Origin of the sequence: Marinifilum fragile, assembly GCF_963677365.1 — a bacterium.
GTDB lineage: Bacteria > Bacteroidota > Bacteroidia > Bacteroidales > Marinifilaceae > Marinifilum > Marinifilum fragile.
This window is the reverse complement of record NZ_OY781962.1, coordinates 413,764-437,073: the sequence shown is the minus strand read 5'-3', so window position 1 is coordinate 437,073 and position 23,310 is coordinate 413,764. Positions and strand designations below refer to the sequence as shown.

Here is a 23,310-nt window from a genome sequence, read left to right as displayed (position 1 = left end):
CAAATTAAAAGTTTACTTTAAGTGAGAAACTGTATTTTCTTGCGAAAGGATAATAGATCCCTCGTTCTATTTCAACAGATGACAATCGGAACACATCTGTTAGATGTACACCTAATTTCACTCTGGACAGCGACATACTATTTGCAAAACGATCTGGCAACTGGTAGGATAAATTCACATTGGTAAGAGAAAGCGAATTGTCATCCTCTACAAATCGAGAACTTGCTCTTGTCTTAACCTTACTTGTAATGTTTTTATAAGGTGTATGATCTCCTGATCGGGCCCATCTTTGTTCTAAGACACGTTTATCGGCATTCTCAAAAATATTTGCATTTTCAACCCTATCGATAACTGTTTGGTTAAAAATTTGGCCTCCCAATCGGTAGTTAAAAGTATAGTTCAAGCTAAATCCTTTATAATCGAAAGCTCCACCAAAAAATCCTTCAAATTTAGGTGCAGCTTCTCCAACCACTACCAAATCTTCCGGACTCCATACATTTGTTAAGCTCCCGTCCTTTTTGATGAGAATTTCTTCTCCTGTAGTAGGATCAATGCCCATGGACCTTACAGCATATATCGCATTTAACGACTGTCCTTCCTTAAATTGCAAAACACTTTCTGTGGTAGTTCTATCATCGAGTGCTACATCATTGGTTGTATCATCATCATTATCCAATTCAATCTCTTTTCGCATATTCTCAATTACTTTATCGTTATATGCCTTTAAAGAGTTAGAGATTTTTTTAATGGTATTTTTGTTGTGACGAAGATTTGCAAAAAAGCTCAACATCATTCCATTTTCTTTGTTTCGAATAGGGAATGCTTGCACACGTAGCTCATATCCTTCATTATCCACATCGCCCATGTTTGCATTAAAACTTCTAAATCCTAATGATGGAGCAACGGAAATATTCGTTAACAAATCATGTGTTGTATTCAAATAATAGTTTCCAACAACTTTAAGCCGTTCATCCAATAATCCAAGCTCAATACCAAGATTTCGACTTAAGGTACTTTGCCATTTTAAATCCTCATTACCTAAAGATTTTAATACAGCCCCTGTTAACAAACCATATCTTACATCACTTAGGTAATGGTATGTTGTTATGGCTTGATATGCATCAAAATTCTGATTTCCTGAGGTTCCCAGATTGGCTGTTAGCTTTAACGACGACAAAAAGAAATTATCTTTCATAAATTCCTCATTGTGTAAATTCCAACCAGTACCAAGCGACCAAAAAGGAGCTGTTTGCTGTAGTTTCCCAAACTTTGAGGATCCATCAATACGACTTGAAGCATCAAACAAATATCTGTTGTCGTAACTATAGTTAAAAGAAAGGAAAGAACCGGCCAACCTACTTTTCGAGTCATAACCAGTAGGTTTAGAATTGGGGCGAAATTGATTTGCAAAATTGATATGACTCAATTTATCATTCAAAAATCCAACGGCTGTATATCCCTCGTTAAAATTGTGATTACTTTGAATTTCACCACCAAGAACAGCATTAATTACATGATTGTTAAAATTCTTAAAATAGGAAAGAACCACATTTGCATCCAGATTCGTTGTTTTAGTATCTGAAATGGTATAGGAACCTCTTTGGAAAAAATCCTTTTCTTCAAAACCAATAAACTGAACTGATCCTGGAGAAACAAAAGATTCGGCATTCGCAAACTTTTTTGATATCGAAGCATTCCCTTTCAAACGCAACTCCGGGGTAATTTTCCAATCTACAGATAAATTGTTTCTTACATCGATGTATTCGTTTCGATCAAAACTATCAAAATTTTCTACTTCGTAAAGAGGATTGTATTGCTGAATCTGACTTCCTATTTCACCTTCACCAAGCTTAAATACCATATTCCCTTTATCATCAGTTGGTCTATAGTATGGATTTAAGCGAACATATTGGCTAAAATTGCCATAAGGACTATTTTTAGCCTTTACATAAGTAATATCAAGCTTATTTTTAAATACGATGTTCTTTGTGTTGTATTGTAAATAAACTCCAGTATTATAACGATCTCTTCCAGACCCCTTCATTACACCAACATTTTTGTTGTAACTCATTTCGAGTCCATATCGCATAAACTCATCTCCTCCTTCAAGGAAAAGTGAATGCATTTGTCCTACTGAAGTTTGCAAGGGTTTTGCTAACCAATATGTATCTACACCTGATTTTACTGCCAACAACCTCTTGTTGTAAAGAGCATCCAACTCCATTTGGTTCGCCATTCCTGTAAAATCTTTACTCCAAGTATCGTATACCCCAGCCAGTTTTTCTGCTTCAAGCTTCTCTTTTGCATTTAAAAGATTGTAATCCGATAAGTCGGGCAAAGAAATGTCTATGCTTGAATTGTAGGTAACCTGCATTTTCCCGGCTAAAGGTTTCTTTGTTTCGATCACAACAACTCCATTTGCCGCTCTCGATCCGTATATAGCGGTTGCAGAAGCATCTTTCAAGATTGTAATGCTCGCGATACGATTTTTGTCGATATCAAAAACTTTTTGGGCGCTTACCTCGAATCCATCTAAAATAAACGTAGGCATATTGGTATTTCCTTTTAGCTCTGTTTCTGATATTCCCGGAAAATTTGCCTGTCCCCTGATTTGAATGTTTGGCATAGAGTTAGGGTCGGACCCCATTAAATCATTCTCTACAATTTTAAAAGAGGCATCAAAACTTTGAATCGCAGTAAAGACATCAACATTTCCAAGTTTTTCCAATTCTTCAGAACTTACAGCAACTGTTGTTCCCGTGAAACTTTCTTTGGCTTTATTAAAATAACCGGTAACAACCACTTCAGACATTACCTCCGTATCTGGCTCTAATTTTACTTTAAAATCAAGCTTGTCACCAACTTTAATCTCCTTTGTCTTGTAGCCAATAGAGGAGATAAGAATGATCACTTTACCATTGTTTGGAATTTTGAGTTTAAATTCCCCGTCCAAATTCGTACTCACGCCTATTGTTGTCTCTTTAACAACAACTGAAGCTCCTGGCAAAGGCTCTCCCTTTTCATCAGTCACCTTTCCTCTTACCTCCTTTTTTTCTTCTTGCTTTTGTTCTATTACTCGAGGTCCTTTGGTAATCAGAACATAGTCATCAATAATCTCATATTTTAAAGAAGTCTGTTTGCACACTACATCCAATGCTTCTTTCAAACTTACTTGTGAAAAGTTAGCATTCACCGTTAATGACTCATCTACCTCCTTTTCACTAAACATGAAATAGGTGCCTGTTTGTGCTTTTAATTCTTTAAAAACTTCTCTCACAGACATCTCTCCAGACTGCAGGCTTACTTGCTGTCCAAGCATAACACTTGCTGAGAGTTGTAATGTACACACCAGAACTAAGAATACACTTATTTTCATCACACGTACAATTTTTCGAATGGAAGGTGGCAAAACCCTCCAATTTCCAATGATTTTCATAAATTTGTATTGAGGTTATTAAATTTCCATTGCGCCAACAATGGAGTTAATTATCACTGAACGGGGAATACGCCAATATTTCCCGTTTTTTCTTTATCCGCCAAAGCGATATATCTTATAATTATTCTCTTCCTACAACAACAAGCTTCCCTTTGATTGCAAAATCAACATCGGCCACACGTTCAATTAAATTCAAGGCATATTCAAAAGAATTCTCTTTCTCAAATGCACCTGTAAATTTGATGTGTTTAAAACTTTCCTCTGTGAAGAAAAATTTCACATCATACCATCTTCCCAATTGCGTCATAATGTACTCCAATTCCATATTTTCAAACTCATACACTCCATTCACCCATGCGGTGTACAAGTGGGTATCCACTTCCTGAATCTCAATTTCATCTCTACCTCTAATGATTATAGATTGATATCCTGGCTTTAATAATTTCTTATTTCCCAAATTATTAATCTGTACAGCCCCGTCCACAAGCGTGGTTGCAATGAATTCCTGATCTTCATATGCAGAAACATTAAAACTGGTTCCTAAAACCTTCACTTTGGCATCGTGAGAGTGAACTACAAAAGGAGCTTGCTTGTTATGAGCCACTTCAAAATAAGCTTCTCCAGTGAGATAAACCTCTCTCTTACTACTGGAAAATTTTACAGGATATCGAAATTTAGTATCAGCATTTAACCACACCTTTGTTCCGTCTGAGAGCGTTAAAGAAAACTCGCCCCCTCTTGGCACATCAATTGCATTAAAAAGTAATTTTTCATTCGAAGTTGCCTTAGGAGTATAGATTATATTATTCAAAGAATCTTTTGTAATCTGAGTTCCATCTTTTTCAGAAATCAACTGCGTCTCTTTTTCTTCAAGCTTTATTCGAGAACCATCAGCCAAAGTGATTGTTGCACATATATCACCTTGTTGAGCTAACTGTTCGAAATTATAATCTTTACTAAAGTCAATTTCACTGCTATGCTCTTTGATTAAAATAGTGCTCACAATCGCAATAATGGCAACAGCAGCAGCATACGGAAGCAACAAATGCAGTTTTCGTATTTTTGATTTGCTCAATCTGGATTGAATCTGTTTCCATGCTTTTTTCTCATTCAATTGATTCAAAAAGCCAACTGAACGACCATTTGCATACAAACGACGATAGTGATTAAACAGTGCTTTGTTTTCACTGCTTTCATTCAGGAAACTTTCAAGCTCTTTCTTAGAATTCTCACTCAACTCCCCACGGGAATAATCTCGAACCCAACTGATAATATTTTCTTCCTTACTTTCCATTTCTTTTTGAACCGATCGATTTTATAACAAAATAGGTGTGCACTTTCAATAATATGATTTAGGATTTCTAAAATGGGTGACAAATTTTTTATTTTTTTTGCACCCCTAAATATATGTATCGGCAATCATCTGTAAAACCTATAGAAGTGGACATAGAAAGGCCATCCGTTAAAAGCTAACAGTGATGCAAGGCAATGATCTCATGATCGTCTCAAACAAAAATTGCCTGAATTAAGATAACATGATGAGAATAATGATATCAAGGGAAGACCTCAACTGCTTTAAGGCTCTTGAAAAATGTGTTTTGATCGTGTTTAGGGAAACATCCAATTCTTCTGCCACTTCCTTGTATTTCATATTATCAAACACAATGGCTTCAAAAACTTTACGACTCTGTTCCGACAATTGATCCAATTCTCTGAAGAGTTTGGCTTTTTTTTGTTCCAAAACATTAGTATCTACCTCTTCCATTAAAATGTCAAATTCGTCGTCTAATTCTTCAATTCGGTACCTATTGGTCTTACGGATGTAATTCAATGCATTATTCTTTACTGCTGTAAAGAGGTAAGATTTAAGAGAGGAATTTAAAGAATGAATTCGCTTGTTTTCCCAAAAATTTATGAAGACCTCCTGAACTAAATCTTCTGCCACATCATAAGCGTCTAGATATCTCATTGCAAAAATGCATAGTGGAGAATAATATAGATCAAACATATGGCGCAATCCAGATTCGCCGCCATTCTTCATTTTTTCGATAATGATTTGTTCCTGATGTTTCATAATGGGCTCTCAAAAATAGAAAATATATTTTATTGAAATAACAATGCATCCATTAAAAAAAGTCCCTACTCTTTTTAAGATTAGTTCTAGCTACCCAAAACGAATCCGACAATTCGGCAAATCATGTACAATAATGTTTATAAAGAATAAATGTTTTAAGAGTTCGTTATACTTAAGCTTGCCAAAAGTTCTTTTTATCACATTTAATTTCTTTATAATAACTATTTTTCATTTGATCTAAATACAACTAAAAAACTACACTATATTCAAATTATTGGCAAAATCACAAAATGTAATTTACTGTATATAACAAAATTGAATCATTATAAACCTGATTAACTTGATTACAAAACCTAGTTACAAAAAACACGACTACACACCTCATATTAAATGATTTAAACACAATAAAAGTGCAAACTGTTTGGCTTGCACTTTCATTGTGTTCTATTCTTGGTTTATTTCAAATAATTTATTCAAACTTATATTTCCTATAAAGTTCTTTCTATCGATATTTTATAGTTGTTCTTCTGTATTTTTGAAGCATTTATTTCTCGATCGATGATTCATCTTTCAAACATCTATCTATCATTTCACTCAGCCTATTATCTGAAGGACGTGGTGCAAAAACGTCTACAATTAATCCATCCTTATCAATTACCATAAAGCGAGGTATCCCATGAATTCTGTATGCACTAAATTCTGTACGATTGGTAATGTACTGCTTCGTTTTTTTAGTGTGCTTTTCCAAATATTTCTCCCATCCAACTTTGTTGGAATCTATACTAATGGCAATAAATTCTATGTTCTGATTTTTATACTTATCCGCCAACATCTCGAAGTAAGGAGATTCCTGCACACAAGGTCCACACCATGTTGCCCAAATATCTATAACAAGGTTTTTCCCTTTAAAATCTGATAATTTAAACTCTTTTCCATCTTTATTTCTAAATCCAAGTTGGGGTGCTGGTTGCCCTGCAAGCAATGGCTTATATTTTTCAAAAGCTTTATGCACTATTTCTTTATACTCCTCACTTTTTAACTCACAAAGTATTTTTCTTTTCGTTTCTTTCACCTCCTCAACAGGACCTTTACTTGCCAGATAATAAATCAATTCATTTGATTTAATGTATTCGAGTACTTCTTCATCAACATTCTCTGTTCCGATGAATTCAATAGCCGAGGAACAAATGTCCCTGTAAACATCCAGATTTAAATAGCACGCATCACCACCACCTTTTAAATACTCTTGGATGTCCTTGTTAAAATAAATTTTAGCCTCTTTAGCCATTTTAGCAGCTTCTTCACCTGTCAGTTTTTTTATCCATGAGGCATAACCTGCATAAGAAAACAATGTATTTACTGCTCCAAACTTAATTCTCCCTTTTTCAAGCTTCTTAAAATTTTCACTAAGATTAGGAGTTTCTTCCAATTCTTTGAGGCGTTTTTCTATTTTATCTTTCAAGCGTTTTTGCACTGTTTGCAAATCAGGATCATCTTTAATCATTTCTCCTGCATTAAGAAAGGAGCCACCTTTAGGAAATGGTTTTGCACAAAGATAAAAACATGCATCGGCACCCTTACCAGAAAATTTTGCAGCCTTTGGATCATTATAATCACACTCTATATATATGTCATCCCCAGGTGATAGATAAAGTGTATTTCTTCCTAATCGAAAATAACTTGGTTTATCTAATTCAAAAGTAATTTCAAAAAGATTATTGGATTCTGGCCTTATGGTAATACCATCCTTCAAGAGTACTCCTTCTGGTGTACCTTTAGACATGAATACTTCTGTACCAAAATTTCTTAGTTCTCCTCGTAATCGAACCGTTTTTTGCTTTAAATCACAAGACCATATCATAATTGATAGGAACAATGCGATTACTATTTTTGACATTCTAAAATACATACAACTTGTTAAAATTTACAGATTAGTTCTTTCTTCTACTTGATCAATTAGATTAAATACAGCTTGAATCGGAATAATATCTTTCATCACCATTTGAATGTGTTTATCGCTTGAATAAATTGATATGGTGGATTCTACCACACCAATTACATTCCCATTTTGATCAAATACCGGTCCTCCACTTGAACCTTGTGCATAATCTGCTGAAATACTGTAACGTGGAGAGTTGATACCTGCAGCAAGATGTTTTCTTGTTAGAATACCCTCAGAGTAGGCATAAAATTTTCGTTTTGGATGAGATATAACTTTAACCTTATCGCCTACAGAAACTTTTCGATTCAATGGCAAAGGACTTAACTTATCACCTTGTGTATCAATTTTAAAAATAAGTACGTCATCTTTTTTATTGGCTGCTAAAACTTCCTTAATTTTGTATACTTTACCTTCGAAATTAGTTACTCCCAAGCCCATTACCATTGCTTTTTGCTCAGATAAAACATCGAAAACATGGTAATTTGAAACACATAAACCATCTTCGGAGATAACAAAAGCTGAAGCTGATGAGATGTGTCCAGCCGGACAGTTTTTGCATTTGTACAATTCTCCAATGGCCAGCACACTATGCTTTAAATCATTATAACTAAATGAGCTTGTAGATTTTTCAGTTTCAAGCTGAATCCTACATTTCGTTCTTTTTAATTGATTTACAATGGTTTCTACAGACACAGTACTACTATCAGAAGCAAATTCTGCAATCTTTAGCTTTAAACTGTTAATGTAAAAATTATCATTTATAAATTCTTTTTCAATTACATTTCTTTTGGTAGTGTGCTCATGCAAATTGTCTGCTATGCATATGCCATTACAAACTATTAATAGTATTATTACGGTTATATGTTTCATATTATAATAATAAAAAGCAGTAGCCTTATGACTACTGCTATAAAAATTAGTCATTTTAAAATTTGGTTTCTTGACTGACACCAATCTTTATTTTCTCACCAATACACAAATTCGAATGTATTAATGGTCTTCAACTTGATTATTTTGGTCTTTAATAGAATTTAATCCTTCTATAATTTTATCCAACTTCCTGCCAATTGCATGTGTATTATGAATAAGCGCAAGCAATATAACGATTACTATTATTATCATATTTCTATATTTTTTAAAGAAGGCTATTTATGAAAGCTGTAAATAAAAGTTGGTATTTCTTTTTATTTACTATTCCAAACACTCAACAATTTTATCCTCCAATTCTTTTCCATGCATGTTTTTGGCTGCAATAATTCCATCTTTATTAATCAAAATTGTTGTTGGTACGCCATTCACTGCATAATCGGTTTTTGCTTGTGTATCCCAACCTTTTAAATCAGAAACATGAATCCATGATAGCTCGTGTTTGTTTATGGCTTTCACCCAATTTTCTTTTTTACTATCAATGGATACGGCATAGATTTCAAAACCTCGGTCTTTATATTTTTCATATACTTCTTTCATTTCAGGCAAAGATGCAATACATGGACTGCACCATGAGGCCCAAAAATCGATTAGTACACATTTGTTTTTTGCCACTACTTCTTTCAGAGATACCACCTTTCCCTCTGGGGATTTTTGCGCAATATTAATATAAGGCTGTCCTTCTGCCGATTTTCTATGAGCCTCAATTTCAACTATCAACTGCTTAGCAATTTTGTTATTTTTTGCTTCCACTGACATTGTTTGTAGGATGGAATCCAATTGTTCGTGAGAAAAATAATTCTTTAAATAATTGGCTAATATTGCTGATGCATATGGCTTTTTTTTATTATTCTCGAATGTTTGCTTGGCCAAGTCGATTTGTCCTTTCCCATAATTTTGAAGAATTGCCAACAAAGAGTCACGACGAATCTGCTCTTTTTCAGCATAATACTTCTTTCTTTCTTCTGACTGCTTTTTTACCAATTCGTTCATCCTATTTGTAAACCCCTGATATTCTATATTCAATTGAGATTTTGTGATCTTGCTAAAATATGGATGCTCATCAGAAACATTTATTTCTATCTCCTCATTCGATAGAAAAAAACCAAAAGCACCCTTTTTCTTCTCAAAAGTTAAAAAGTACTGTTCACAATTTTCAGTACTACCTGTAAAAACAAATTCTCCCATTTCTATATTAACAGAATCAATGGGAATTAGCTTATAGCCTTTGGTTTCGTTCAGGTAAACTTTTCCTGAGTAACTTGTTTTTCCTGTTATTTTATATTCTTCCGACCCCTTTAGTGAGCACGAAAACAACAGCACCAAAAGCACTATTGAAAAAAACTTAATATGATTCATGTAGGTATTTTTATTTACTAGATGTTACCATTTAATAGGACACACAATTAAACTCTATTGTTAACTAACAATATTAAAGTCAGCAAATTCTTACTAATTTCAACTAAAAGTCAGATTGGCCCGCCTTTCAAAGCAGAAAGTTTTGAAAGGCAGGCTATTTATTTGATGTTAATATAGATTGGAAGATTAAGGTAATTTATGCTCATCTCTCAATTGAGCATATTTATTACCTGTTGCTTGAATGTCCCATCCCAGATCATTAAAGTACTTTATAACTTCAGCATACTTTTTAGTTCTGTTTGGGCTATTATCTAAATATTCAGCCTTAACTTCTTCATATGAGTTTAAAACAAGTACTTCAATCCATTCTTTAATATCATTTGCGAAAGATTTTGAACCTGTTGCAGAAATAAAACCACCTTCTCTAGCCAACTCTTCAAGAGCATCACGCTTTTCCTGACTTCCCCTTTCATACTCTTTTTCAATCTTATTGGTTGCCTCCTCACCATAAGCCCAACCAGCAGCTTCAATTTCATCTGAAGATTCTAGTAACAAAGAATTAATTCCTGCCAGAGCATTCCATACTACTGAAGCTAGTACTACATCCTGATAGTAGTGATAATCATAGTCTTCCAAATTAACATCTAATGCCTTTCTTCCTCTATAGTCATTATATGTATTCGGCCACTGCAATATTAATCTTGATCGCCCAAGAGATTTTGCATTAGTAGGGTCCCACCACATTCCATATTCCTTTACTATAAAAAAGTCGATAGGAAAAAATCTCTTTACAAACCCCTCTGGAATGTCAATTAATAAAGTTTCAATGTACTTGTAAGCACTAGCTCTGTACTCATCATCTATTTTAGTCACAAATCCCCTGTTATAATTATCCTCATATAACATGGCATTCTCAACTTCAGAAGGATCGTCGAAATCCATTCTCACCCATAAATTGTACTTTTCATAGATCTCTTTCTCTTTTCCTGAAATACCAGGTCCTGGAAGAAAATTCTCCTTTATTCCGATCTCCTCAGACGAAACTAGGTCATCCTCTTTATCACAAGATGTAAGAAACAAACTGCATCCTGCAACTATCGATACGCATAATATCTTATAATTCATCTTTTTATTTTTTTAGATTCTTGATATCGGCAAGGAACTCTGAAAATTCAGCGCTCCTGATTTACACTATTAAGACAGACTAACTACCTTGGGTTCAAGATCATGTTAGGACTATGCTTCTGCTCCGAGATCGGAATTTGCAAAACATAGCGAAGGTCTCCCTTTTTCAATTCAAACACACTACCTTCCTTATCAGCATGAGTCAAAGCAGGTTTTCCCAGTCTTCTCAAATCGAACCATCGTAGCCCACCATCAAAAGCGGTTTCTTTACGTCTTTCTTTTAATACTCGAGCCAATACATCTGTCTCTGCATCAATCATTGTTTCGTAATCGGCGAAGTGATCTGTCTGAATGCGCTTCTTCATTAAAAGTTTTACATCATCAATAGCTTTGGTATTTAATTGCTTACGAGCATAAGCTTCAGCTCTGATAAGAATAACTTCTCCCAGTTTTATGCCAATATAAGGATGTCTAGGCCCTTGGAAAGAATACATGTTGTAAACTGTTTTCCCTGTTTGCTTGCCATAGTAGGTCTCAGTGTCAGCAAAAGATTCAAAAATATACCTTCTATAATCAAAAATGGTATCACTCTCGACTCCTTTTTCAATGAAACAATTGAATAGATCTTCTGATGGCTTTTGTAATCCCCTTGAATAATAATAAATATTTCCACCAGCACCTCTACTACCACCATTTGTGCACATTGAAAACAATACATCCTCCTGGTATCCGGTGTCCATAACACCTCTCTCGCCAGTGAATAAGTATTCCAGTGGTTCATTTTCACTATCTATAATATCCTGAATATTATTCATATCCCAAGGCTTATAAATTGCGATAACCTTACTAGAAGAACTGATCGCAGCATCTAAGTTATCCATGTACAAATAAACTCTGGCTCTTAAAGCTTCAACTGAAAGGTAATTAAATCGTACTTTTGTATTTGGGCGTTTTCCTGCAAGTAATTTTGATGCTTCTTCCAAATCTGCAACAATCAAATTCCAAACCACTTCAACAGACTCACGAGTATTATTCTGCGTCCTCTCATGCAAATCTTCAGTAGTGATACTAAAAGGAACACAAACTTTGGCTAAATTCTCACTAGAATAAGGCTCTGCGTACAAATTGGCCAAATAGAAATATGACAATGCACGTATGGCATGCGCCTCTCCCTTAATTGTTTCGAATAGCTCTTGATCCTCAGGCAATACTTCCTTCTCATTAAAATCATCTATGATTGTATTGGCATAGAAAATAGATCGATACAACTCCCCCCAGTAAGAATCATATTCCTCACCATCAGATTGATGTGAGTCCGCCCATGTATACCACGGAACATAATCTCTTCTCATATCACCATATCCATTCGGATTTACAGCAACATTGTCTGTCATCATCTCCGTTTTCATAAAGAATTCATTGTCTGGGTAAGCTCCCAAAAGTACATCTTCATAATCCTCAACACTTTTAGGGATCATACTGTTTACAGGATCAATTTCAAGCAAATCATTACAGGAAGAAAGGGAAATCAAAACCATTCCTCCTAATATAATATTCTTAATAGCTTTCATTTAACTTATCATTATAGATTAAAAACTAACATTTATTGAGAAAGAATAGGAACGTGGTATAGGTAAATATGTATTTCCAAAAGACACATTCGCTTCGTTTGAAGCAGCATAACTTCTTGCAGAGCCAGTTGCCTCAGGATCCTGACCTTTCAATTTGGAATTTTTCCAAACATGTAAATTACTTCCCTGCAAGGTAAACTGTATATTCTGAATCCCTTTTTCCCTTAATTTTTCCGAGTAAAGGTTATAACTCAAGGACACATTTTGCAAGCGAACAAAATCGCCCTTAACCGTTCGCAAATCACTGTTATTGTACATGTATACATTATCAGGATATCCATTTAAGTCATAATTGTATCGCTCATCCCCTAACCTAGGTATGTCCGTAGTTAACTCGTCGCCAGGCTTTCTCCAACGGTACACCCATTCTTTTGGCATGTTAGCATCAGGTTGCGGATAGAAAAAACCAAAACTTGATGGTTGTGATAACTGACGTAAACGTATTACATTTCCAAAACTCCCTACCAACATACAAGATAAAGTGATATTCTTATAGCTTATGGTATTGGTTAAACCTGCTTGTATTGGTGGTGTTGTTGGTCCCTCGTATTTTAAAGCTTCCATATCTTTAACACCGGTTAATACCTTTTTCTCTACCTTATTTCCATTTTCATCCTCTTCAAACTGTCCTGAGTAAAAGGTAGCATCACCATTTTCGTTTAATCCTGCATATCGAAACGAATACAATCCACTTAAAGGTTTACCTATAACGGCTGATGATTCGTAAGAGGTTTTAAATGCGTTTGTTAAGTCTTTATACCCCGACTTGGAATACACATCCAACACTTTATTTTTGTTCCAACCTACATTTGCAGAAAAAGACCACTCAACATTATTCGTTTGAATTGGTTTTACATATAAACTGGCCTCTAAACCTTTATTTTCCATTGAAGCCCAATTCACCTGAATACTTCTAAAACCTGTTACATCAGAAACTTGTTTTCTTCCAAGTAAATCCTCTCCTTTTTTATAATAATATTCTAAAGTACCGCGAACTCTTCTGTCGAACAATCCAAATTCAAGAGCCAAGTTAGAATTGGTATTTTTCTCCCATTTCAAATGAGGATTCTTTGGATCAGAAATGATCAAAGGGCTTTGGTTTTTAATCGTATTGTACGTACCCAATCTTGTTATCAAATCAGAATATGCCTGTGCAGCAACATTTCCCTGAACACCATAAGAACCACGGAAAGTCAGGTAGGAGATCCATTTAATATTTCTCATGAACCCTTCTTCTTTCATTTGATAGTTAAAACCAGCTGACCATAAAGGCTGGAACAAATCATTGGTTTTAATACCAAATCTGTTGGAACCATCAGTTCTGGCATTAAAATTCAAAGTGTACTTTTTCTTGTAAGTATAACCAAGCACTCCATAATAAGACACATTTGCGGATCTATTTAAATTCTTAATCCAGTAAGGTCTTCCTATGTGTTCTATCAATTTCCATTGGGGGTTTAGCTGTTGTCCTCTATCATGAACATAACCATAAATATTATCATTATGGCCTCTATATTCAGAAGTTCGAATCTCACTTCCCAACATAACATTCAATTCATGATCATTACGAATGGTAGGATTGTATGCGATTTGATTTCGAATGGTTTGAGAATTATTTTGAGTATTCCTCCCCATATACAAGCCACCATCTAGCCATAGAGGTTCAGTTGAATAACCAACTGTCTTTACATAGTTCTCCATTTTACTTCTTACAAAGAAACTATTTTCCTTTGCTACGTTCTCCTCAGTAGTACTTTGTTTACTAAAATTAAACAGCGAGGTCCAGCGGAAATTTTTGAAAAGTTCCCATTCTGTGCGCACCTGCCCCCTTATTCCAAAGGAGTTTGATTTCCTCCATGAAGTTTTTCTGTTTTCCAAATAGTTATACTTCAAATCATCGATATACATATAATTGTAATCGCCATTTTCATCAAATGCCTTTTGCGCTCTTGTAGTATAAATTGCCCACTCGTAAGGATTTTCACGAGAATCCGCTGAAAAGAAACTATTATTGTCTCTTGAGGTAATATCTAACTTGGCATCCAAACGAATATTATGTCTTACTTTAGTAGAAACTTTAACAGATCCAGTATATGTTTTCTGCCCCACACCTTTTGCGGTTGCCTGTTCATCTCTAAAACTACTTGAAACATAGAAAGTAGTTTTTTCATTACCGCCCGATACACTTAAACTATGATTCTGAGCAATGGCATTTCTAAATAAATGCTTAAACCAATCAGTATTAACCGTTTCAAGCTCCTTTACTTTGCTTTCAAACTCATCCCAGCCTATAGTTCTATTATGAACATCAATAAAATATCGTTCAAAATCTGTAGCATTCCCATATTCTCCAATTCTACCTGAATTTGTTAAAAACAGACCTTTATTAATCATTTCACGATTAACATCGATCCTCTCTTTGGAGTTCATCATATACGCATCATCCAGTTTGGGACGCATAGAAAGTGTTGTATTACCAGAATATCTGATTCTGGTTTTTCCTGCAGATCCACTTTTAGAAGTAATCACGATTACACCATTGGCGGCTCTAGTTCCATATAGAGCTGTTGCAGATGCATCTTTCAATACGTTGATCGACTGAATATCCGCTACGTTAATTCCTCCGATTCCAGAAGCAATCAGGTTTTTATTGGTTAAGATCTCACTCACATCAACATTAATCGGATCGTCAAGAATCACACCATCAACAACCCAAAGAGGTTGAACATTTCCACTAATAGTGGACGTTCCACGAATTCGAACTTGCGGTACAGAACCTGGTGCGCCTGATGTACTCATGATTGACATACCTGCAACTTGACCTTGTAGCAATTTATCAATACTAGATTCTGCTCTGGTTTCTATGCTTTTCATATCAACAGTTGTAATAGCAGCAGTTTTCTTTCTACCATCAAGATTCTGGTATCCGGTAATAACTACCTCTCCTAATTGTCCCTGATCAGCACTTAATTTCACATCCAGAACATTACCTTTCTTCAGTTTGTGTTCTTGAGTTTCCATACCTACGAATGAGAAAATCAAGGTAACATTTCTATCATCCACCATAATATTATACTCACCATCAATGTTAGTTGCAACTCCAACATGAGTACCTTTCACAACAACGGAAACACCAGGTAATCCTACTCCCTTTTCATCGGTCACCTTACCTTTTATAGAAATTTTTTTCTTTTGCACTGCTGGTTTGGGAGCCTTTTCCTTATAGGAAACAATTACCAAATCATCCTCAGTTTTATACTGGAAAGGGTGACCACATAACACTTCGTTAAGACACTTTTCCAGAGAAATATCCTCGAGGTCAACTGTCACCTCGTATCCTTTTACATCATTGTAATTAAAAACAAAATCGTATTGACTCAATTTTTCAACTTCTTCGAGTGCTTCTGATAATTTTGCATTCTGAAGCTTTAAGCTCGAAATCACCATTTGTGAGTTCACATTACCATAGGCCGTGGCTAAACTCATTAATAACACTAGTTTTAATACAGTCAAACGCATAAATAACTGCCGGTTTTTACTTTTCTTCCATCCTGAAAAAAAGCAGATTAGATTTTTTTTCATAAATTTGTAAATGAAATTAAACAATGGTTCATCGCTCCAACGATGAACATTATTGAGGGATAGCTCCAACTATCCCTTTTTTTATGTTAATTTTATATGTCTTAGCGATTTACATCAGAAACGATAACTGCATTACCACTTATCTGTATTGAGATACGGCCAGTTTTCTCCAACCTTTTTGCAATATCTTTAAACTCTGCATCACGATCGGCTCTCATTCTAAACTCATAGTCTTTCACGCCAGGATTTTGGTAAAAAACTTTAAAATCATACCACCTTTCCAGTTTTATGAAAATATCCTCCAATCGCTCTTTCTCGAAATAGAAATAACCATCACGCCAAGCTGTGTATTTTCGAACATCAACGCTTGAAACCTGCATTTTACTCATCCCTGTTTGTAGTTGGGCATTCTCTCCTGGCTGCAGTACAATCTTGTTTATATTTTTTTTCGAACGCAACTCCACCTTCCCTTCTACAAGTGTGACATCCACATTTTCAGCCGGATAAGCATTTACATTAAATTCTGTACCTAACACTCGCGTGTCAACTCTATTGGTTCTTACAACAAAAGGTACTTCAGGATTTGATACAACTTCAAAATATGCTTCTCCTATAAGTTCTACGATACGCTCTTTCCCACTAAATTTCACTGGATATTTTAGCTCTGTTTCGGAATTCAAATGCACTTTAGTTCCGTCCGAAAGCACTAATTCATATTCACCTAAACGGGGTACCTTTAAAGTATTATAAATGGGCTCCTCATTTTCAAGTTTTTCAGTTTTCTGTTCTTCGCAATATTGAATGACATTATCCGAGTCAGCAATAATCTGCATCCCTTGCTTTTCACTGATTACAATATCCTTGAGTTTTTCCAACTCATACTCATTTCCACTGGAAGTAATCAACACTGCTTTACTCTCACCTTTTACAATACGATTCGAACGCACTATATATTCTTTATGTTCCCAACTTGTTTTTTCGAAAAGCAATGCTAGTGTACAGGCAAGCAGTACTGCAATACTTGCTGCAATAGTCAGGTTGATTCTATGCTTTTTTTGATTTTGAAGTTTATTTTTTAGCTTTTGCCACTCTAAACCTACGTTGGGTGGATCTATCTGTTCCAATAGAAATCCAGCTTCCTTATACTTTCTCAATTCTTCGTACAATTCAATCATTTGTGGATTATCCTGGTACTTCATTAAAAAATCCACCTGCATTTCTTTAGGTTTGCTTAGAATCTGAAAAACTTCTTCTATTCTTTTATGATCGTGTTTCATCCTTGTTATCTACAATCTTATCACTCGTTTCTATGTTTGTTTTACACACTATCACAATGAAAATTTAAATCGGGTGAGTTATTTTCATTTTTTTTGAAAAATGAGGAACAACATTAACATTTCTCTATTTAATTCTCTTCTTAAACGTTTTAAGGAATTGGTAACATGTGTTTTTATGGTATTGACCGAAACATTCAATTCATCAGCAGCTTCTTTGTAACTTAAATTTTCGATAAAACACTTTTTAAACACATTTCTACTTTGATTGGGAAGTTGTTCAACAGCTTTCATAATTTCCAATAAAGCTGAGTCATAATCTTTATACTCCTCTTCCTCGTGTATGTCGTGTTTTTTTCTGTTGATGTATTTTTTTTCTACCTCCTGTTTCCGTAGATAATTAATGCATTTATTTCTAACAGTATTATAGAGAAAGGATTTTAGCGAATAAGATATATCTAATTTGTTTCTCCGGTTCCATATCTCTTCAAAAGAGTCATTCACCAAGTCTCTTGCTTGCTCGGTGTCATTTAATATACTGTATGCATGATAGTATAAACTTCGATAATGTTCTTTGAACAGTTCTTCAAAAATTGGTTGAGTTATAAGTGATCGTGCCAAGACGGTTTAGGTTAAAGTTGTATTTATAATCATTTGAGGACTAACACAAGCAAAATTAGAAATGGGTGAAAAAAAAAAGAGTAAATTTTCTTGAAAGAGGTTGCAAATTCAAGCATTATTCAAATAAAACAATTAGGTAACCAGCTAGAGTCAACTCATGGAAGGAATCAATACTGCTTTTCTAATTACATTTTCTTTATAGCACAAAAAAAGCCCGGACAAAATGTCCAGGCTCTTCTATATCATACAACTTGTTTTTCTTATTCCCAATCCAAGATTACTTTTCCGCAATCTCCTTTTTCCATGATTTCGAAACCTTTCTGGAATTCATCAGCTTTAAAACGGTGTGTAATCATAGGTGATAGATCCAAACCACTCATTAGCATTTGTTCCATTTGATACCAAGTCTCGTACATTTCACGACCATAAATCCCTTTCAACTGAAGACTCTTGAAAATAATATCAGTCCAGTTCACAGTGGTTTGTGATGGTAAAATTCCTAATAATGAAATCTTTCCTGAGTTGTACATGTGTCCAACCATATCGTTGAATGCTGCAGGAGCACCAGAACATTCCAAACCGATATCGAAACCAATCATACCAAGCTCTTTGATTACATCATCCAAACTTTCTTCCATTGGATTGATAACACGATCCGCTCCCATTTTCTTTGCCAACTCAATTCTAAAAGGATTGGTTTCTGTAGCAACAACATATCGAGCTCCTGCAAATTTAGCTACTGCAACACACATGCTACCAATTAATCCTGCACCAGTTACCAATACATCTTCACCAATCAAAGGAAATGAAAGAGCTGTGTGAGTAGCATTTCCAAATGGATCCATAATGGCTAACATCTCATCTGGAATCTTATCGCTCATTTTCATCAAGTTCGATGCTGGAATAGCAGCATACTCAGCAAAAATACCATCGATGTTCACACCAATACCTACTGTGTTTTCACAAACATGCTTACGCCCTCTTCTACAGTTACGACAGTGACCACAAGCAATGTGACCTTCACCTGTTACACGATCGCCAATTTTGAAACCAGTAACGCCAGCTCCAATTTGTGCAACTTCACCAACATATTCGTGACCAATAATCATTCCTGGTTTAATGGTATTTTGCGACCATTCATCCCACTTATAAATGTGTAAATCGGTACCACAAATTGCAGTTTTCTTAATTTTTACAAGAATGTCGTTTACTCCTACTTCAGGAATATCAACTTCTTCCATCCAAAGACCTTTTTCTGGCTTGGATTTTACAAGAGCTTTCATTTTAGCCATGATGATGTATGTGTTCGTTGTTTTTTGTTGAAAATCTAAAATGGTCTTTTCTAAGGATTTAATAAAATAATCTCTATAAAAAAGCCTTACACAAAGTAAAAAAACTTGATCTTAAATTCAAGCCTTACATTACTTATTAAGTAAATAAAACTGAATGTATTGAATTACAGCTTAACAATTAGTTGAAATTGCGGATAAAGATTCAAGCTTTCAGTAATTTTTACTCCAAATATTCAATTTTAAAATAATTAACACCAGAATTATTAACAGACTGCAATTTTCCTGCTCTTTTAATTCGGTCGATTGAAATATCACTAATGGAAGAAAATCCCAATTTGTATCCAACAGCATTTACTGCAAGCTTTTCTGCTTTTTGAATACAGATAAACTTTCGATTTGAATCCGGAACTTGGTTCATTTTATAAACAGCATGAGCCGTAGTTGCCGAACCTGCAAAAATATCCAACACAGTATCTTCCTTACCCGACAACTGATCGAACAGTAATATTAATAAGTCCGTAGGTTTTGGATGTTTAAATGGAATCTCTTCTGGATACAGCTCTTTCAACTCCTTTGTTCCCTTTAAACCAGGAATATCAGTAATAATTGATGAGAGTGACTTTTGCTCACTTCTTAATTCACTTCGATATTTCTTGAGTAAAAATCGCTTCCCTCTTTCCTTTGGGAATACCATTTTCCCTGATCTGGTCCACTCTTCTACTCTTGCCTTGGAAAAAGCCCAATACCTGCCATTGGGTGGCAAATATTCTTCCATTGTAATGGGATTTGTTATTGGAAATCTTGCATTTTCATTACCACTTGCTGCGGTTGGATTATCAGGAATCCATTCTCCATTTTCATCCTGATCAGGATTGGAATAATTCGAGAAATCCTTCTCTTCTCCTTTGAACTTTAACTTTGATTTATCCTTGGCATAAACAAGAATGTACTCATGAATTGTTGAAAATAGATTGGCAGAATCATTGCTAATACTTCTGTTCTCCCAAATAAAGCAACCCACAAAATTCTCTTCCCCATAAACCTCATTACAAATCAACTGCAAATTGTTTTTCTCCGACTCATCAATAGAAATTACCACGGCTCCATCATCAGTCAAAAAATCCTTGGTAAGTATCAAACGAGGAAAAATCATATTCAACCATTGAGTATGAATTTCTCCACTTTCAATTCTGTGTTGGGTAAATTCATCAACCCTACCAATATTAAATTGATTCAAATACTCAAGGTAATCATCTGCTGCCAAATGGTAATTATCGCTAAAAGCAAAGTTTTTACCCGTATTGTATGGAGGATCAATGTAAATCAATTTTATTTTCCCTTGATAATCCTTTTTAAGAAGTTTGAGAGCATCCAGATTATCACCTTCAATAAATAAGTTCTTGGTTTTATTAGGTAAAACCGACTTGTCTTTTACGAAAACAAGCTCAGCTTCACAATTTGCTTTTGCAGAATCAAGAGCTAACTTCTTATCGTACCATGAAAGCTCATAGTTTGCATGATCAATAAAACCATCTTCACCAATAAAAGCTTTCAGCTTTTGAATATCCAGTACACCTCCCTCAAAAATCTCAGGTAAAATCCCCTTCAATTCCCTTAATTGTTTTTCCTTTTTATACGAACTTAAAAGTGATGTTTTATTGGTCATGATATTTAGGTAAGCGATAATCTCTATCACAAACCTAATACATTTCCTATTGGTAAAAAAATTTGATTATATCGTATATTAACACTCTTCAGTTAACAAGAGCTTCTCATACAAATAATCATCATTGCCAGTGATCCTAACCGTATAAGCATCTTCCGGTAAATTTCCTGGTAAAGATTCTTCACAAAATCGATTTAATGAGTCAAGACTTAAATATACAACGTCGCCTTCAAGATTAATGACCTCAATTCTGTACATTCCTTCTTTGTATGCTTCCATAGTTTTTAGCTTGTAGTTTTATTAATGCTAATCTACAAAAGGCATTCTTACAAGATGTTTCACATAGGTTAATTAAAACTGATTTAATTGTTACATTCAAATTTGAAGAGTCGTGAAAAGTGAGAAAATCTAAGAGTTTTTTGTTGCTCATTGTTTGCTGATAACTATTAATTGATAACTGCCAATTGTTATTACCTTTGCGACATGAAAATAAAAACTGAAGATATTTTAAAGAGACTGGGCATTAAAGCACTGAATGAAATGCAAAATGTATGTACCAAATCGTGGACAAAATCGAATGATTTAATTCTATTATCGCCTACCGGTTCCGGGAAAACCTTAGCATTTCTTTTGCCAATGTTAAAAGATTTAAATGTTGATCAGGAAGGGGTTCAAGCACTTGTTCTTTCTCCTGCCCGAGAATTGTCTTTGCAGATTGAATCAGTTTTTAAGGATATGGGCACTTCCTTTAAGGTAAATTGCTGTTATGGTGGCCACTCCATGCGAATTGAAAAGAATAATTTGCAAAATCCACCTTCTGTTTTAATAGGAACTCCTGGTAGAGTTGCCGATCACATACGTAGAGAGAATTTTGATACTTCAGGAATTAAATTTTTGATTCTTGATGAGTTCGATAAGGCTCTTGAGTTGGGATTTCAAAAAGAAATGAATGAGGTAATTAAATCATTACCGCGAAGTGTAAAGAAGGTTCTTACATCGGCTACCCAGGGAATTGAAATTCCTGAATTTGCACGAATGAACTCTCCTAAGGAAATTAATTTCCTGCCAAAACAAAAAGCAATAGCTTTAACACAAAGAAAAGTGATTGCAAATGATAAAGACAAGCTAGATGCTTTGTTTAGACTAATCTGTACTGTTGGAGATCAACCAGGATTGGTCTTTTGTAACCATAGAGATGCAGTTGAACGAATTGCTGATTTATTAAAGGAACAAAATATTAGTTGCGATATTTTTCATGGAGGACTGGAACAAGCTGATAGGGAGCGTGCTTTAATTAAATTCAGAAATGGTAGCAACCATTTGTTAATTACTACCGATTTGGCATCAAGAGGTTTGGATATTCCTGAAATTCAAAATGTAATTCATTACCAACTGCCAAAAGTAGAAGAAGCTTTTATTCACAGAAATGGCCGAACTGCCAGAATGCATGCAAAAGGAAATTCCTTTATTGTATTGGCCGAAGAAGAAAAAGTTCCTGAATTTATCTCCGATGATATTCCGGTTTTCTCTATTAAAAATGAGGTTCAAATCCCCAATTCTCCCATTTGGGAAACCCTTTATATTGGTTTAGGAAAGAAGGAAAAAATCAATAAAGTGGATTTGGTTGGATTCTTCTTTAAAATAGGAAACTTGCAAAAAGACGAACTTGGAAAAATTGATGTACTGGATCATACTTCTTTCGTAGCTGTAAAGAGAGGCTTAGGACAAAAGCTTGTCAATAAATTGAAGAATGAAAGAGTAAAGAAAAAGAAGATTAAAATTCAAGTTTCAAAATAAATTGGAGTCTTCAGCAGTCAGCAATCAGCAAAAAAATGTTAGTGCCATTTGAAAACTATAGAGATTAGTCGAAGTTCTACTATTTCACTTTTTTACCTTTTGACTATTTGACTTTTATTCTCCGAACAAATTGTCAAGAAATCGGGTAAACGAACTACCTGATTTTTTTTCAGTTGGGTATACCTCTTCTTTTGTGGAAATCATTTTGTAGATATTTCCCCAATCAGGAATACCCCCAATATTTCTATCGTCGATATACAAATCAGCATAAATCTTACGACTTACACTTTCATCAAACTCCTCTTCAGGATAGTTTTTATTAATAGCATAAAATTCCAAGCCTTTGCTTTCGCAATAATCTACAGCTTCATACAATAAAGCACCTGTTCGGTAAGTCCAAAGAATTAGTTGATGGCCTTCTTTTTGCAATTCAAGTAAAGCTTCAATTGCAAAAGGAATTTCATCTCCAATTTGGGGGTATTTATGTTGCACTATGGTTCCATCAAAATCAACAGCAATAATCATGAATTTCTTATTAAGGGAATAATACTCCCTTTAAATTTATAGAATTAATCTTAGCTTTC

General features: G+C 34.7%; 16 protein-coding genes. 1 reads left to right on the top strand and 15 read right to left on the bottom strand.

Annotation, left to right across the window (positions count from 1 at the left end; all coding sequences use genetic code 11):
• Window positions 1-4 precede the first annotated feature (4 nt).
• The 14 genes from ACKPCA_RS01615 to ACKPCA_RS01550 all read right to left on the bottom strand — a co-directional run bounded on the left by ACKPCA_RS01615 (window position 5) and on the right by ACKPCA_RS01550 (window position 21,208).
• The gene (locus ACKPCA_RS01615) at window positions 5-3,436 is read right to left on the bottom strand and encodes a SusC/RagA family TonB-linked outer membrane protein (protein ID WP_321280990.1); all 3,432 of its coding nucleotides are present in this window, start codon (window positions 3,434-3,436) and stop codon (window positions 5-7) included.
• Window positions 3,437-3,557: 121 nt separating this feature from the next.
• Window positions 3,558-4,730, bottom strand: a complete 1,173-nt coding sequence (locus tag ACKPCA_RS01610) for a FecR family protein (RefSeq protein ID WP_321280989.1) — start codon at window positions 4,728-4,730, stop codon at window positions 3,558-3,560.
• 231 nt (window positions 4,731-4,961) lie between these two features.
• Window positions 4,962-5,510, bottom strand: a complete 549-nt coding sequence (locus ACKPCA_RS01605; protein WP_321280988.1) for an RNA polymerase sigma factor — start codon at window positions 5,508-5,510, stop codon at window positions 4,962-4,964.
• Between the two features lie 544 nt (window positions 5,511-6,054).
• Window positions 6,055-7,407 (bottom strand): TlpA family protein disulfide reductase, encoded by a 1,353-nt coding sequence (locus ACKPCA_RS01600; RefSeq protein WP_321280987.1) that lies wholly within the window; start codon window positions 7,405-7,407, stop codon window positions 6,055-6,057.
• A 27-nt stretch (window positions 7,408-7,434) separates the two neighbouring features.
• Window positions 7,435-8,322 carry a S1 family peptidase gene (locus ACKPCA_RS01595; protein WP_321280986.1) on the bottom strand — a complete coding sequence of 296 codons (888 nt, stop codon included), beginning with the start codon at window positions 8,320-8,322 and terminating at the stop codon, window positions 7,435-7,437.
• Window positions 8,323-8,643: 321 nt separating this feature from the next.
• Window positions 8,644-9,738 (bottom strand): TlpA disulfide reductase family protein, encoded by a 1,095-nt coding sequence (locus tag ACKPCA_RS01590; protein WP_321280985.1) that lies wholly within the window; start codon window positions 9,736-9,738, stop codon window positions 8,644-8,646.
• A gap of 186 nt (window positions 9,739-9,924) precedes the next feature.
• Entirely contained in the window at window positions 9,925-10,863 is a 939-nt protein-coding gene (locus ACKPCA_RS01585; protein ID WP_321280984.1) for a hypothetical protein, read from the bottom strand.
• 83 nt (window positions 10,864-10,946) lie between these two features.
• On the bottom strand, window positions 10,947-12,434 hold the full coding sequence (locus ACKPCA_RS01580; RefSeq protein ID WP_321280983.1) for a RagB/SusD family nutrient uptake outer membrane protein: 1,488 nt from the start codon (window positions 12,432-12,434) through the stop codon (window positions 10,947-10,949).
• Between the two features lie 18 nt (window positions 12,435-12,452).
• Window positions 12,453-15,980, bottom strand: coding sequence for a SusC/RagA family TonB-linked outer membrane protein (locus tag ACKPCA_RS01575; RefSeq protein WP_321280982.1), 3,528 nt, complete (start codon window positions 15,978-15,980; stop codon window positions 12,453-12,455).
• A gap of 197 nt (window positions 15,981-16,177) precedes the next feature.
• Window positions 16,178-17,353 (bottom strand): FecR family protein, encoded by a 1,176-nt coding sequence (locus ACKPCA_RS01570; protein WP_321280981.1) that lies wholly within the window; start codon window positions 17,351-17,353, stop codon window positions 16,178-16,180.
• Window positions 17,354-17,437: 84 nt separating this feature from the next.
• Entirely contained in the window at window positions 17,438-17,971 is a 534-nt protein-coding gene (locus tag ACKPCA_RS01565; protein ID WP_321280980.1) for an RNA polymerase sigma-70 factor, read from the bottom strand.
• 260 nt (window positions 17,972-18,231) lie between these two features.
• Entirely contained in the window at window positions 18,232-19,263 is a 1,032-nt protein-coding gene (gene tdh, locus ACKPCA_RS01560; RefSeq protein WP_321280979.1) for an L-threonine 3-dehydrogenase, read from the bottom strand.
• Between the two features lie 220 nt (window positions 19,264-19,483).
• The gene (locus ACKPCA_RS01555) at window positions 19,484-20,959 is read right to left on the bottom strand and encodes a site-specific DNA-methyltransferase (protein ID WP_321280978.1); all 1,476 of its coding nucleotides are present in this window, start codon (window positions 20,957-20,959) and stop codon (window positions 19,484-19,486) included.
• Between the two features lie 48 nt (window positions 20,960-21,007).
• The gene (locus ACKPCA_RS01550; protein WP_054721160.1) at window positions 21,008-21,208 is read right to left on the bottom strand and encodes a hypothetical protein; all 201 of its coding nucleotides are present in this window, start codon (window positions 21,206-21,208) and stop codon (window positions 21,008-21,010) included.
• Window positions 21,209-21,412: 204 nt separating this feature from the next.
• Here ACKPCA_RS01550 and ACKPCA_RS01545 point away from each other — a divergent pair, with 204 nt between their 5' ends.
• Window positions 21,413-22,726, top strand: coding sequence for a DEAD/DEAH box helicase (locus ACKPCA_RS01545; protein ID WP_054721159.1), 1,314 nt, complete (start codon window positions 21,413-21,415; stop codon window positions 22,724-22,726).
• 114 nt (window positions 22,727-22,840) lie between these two features.
• On the opposite strand, the gene ACKPCA_RS01540 is transcribed toward ACKPCA_RS01545, so the two are convergent.
• Complete coding sequence (locus ACKPCA_RS01540; RefSeq protein ID WP_054721158.1) at window positions 22,841-23,251, bottom strand: BT0820 family HAD-type phosphatase; 411 nt, start codon at window positions 23,249-23,251, stop codon at window positions 22,841-22,843.
• Window positions 23,252-23,310 lie beyond the last annotated feature (59 nt).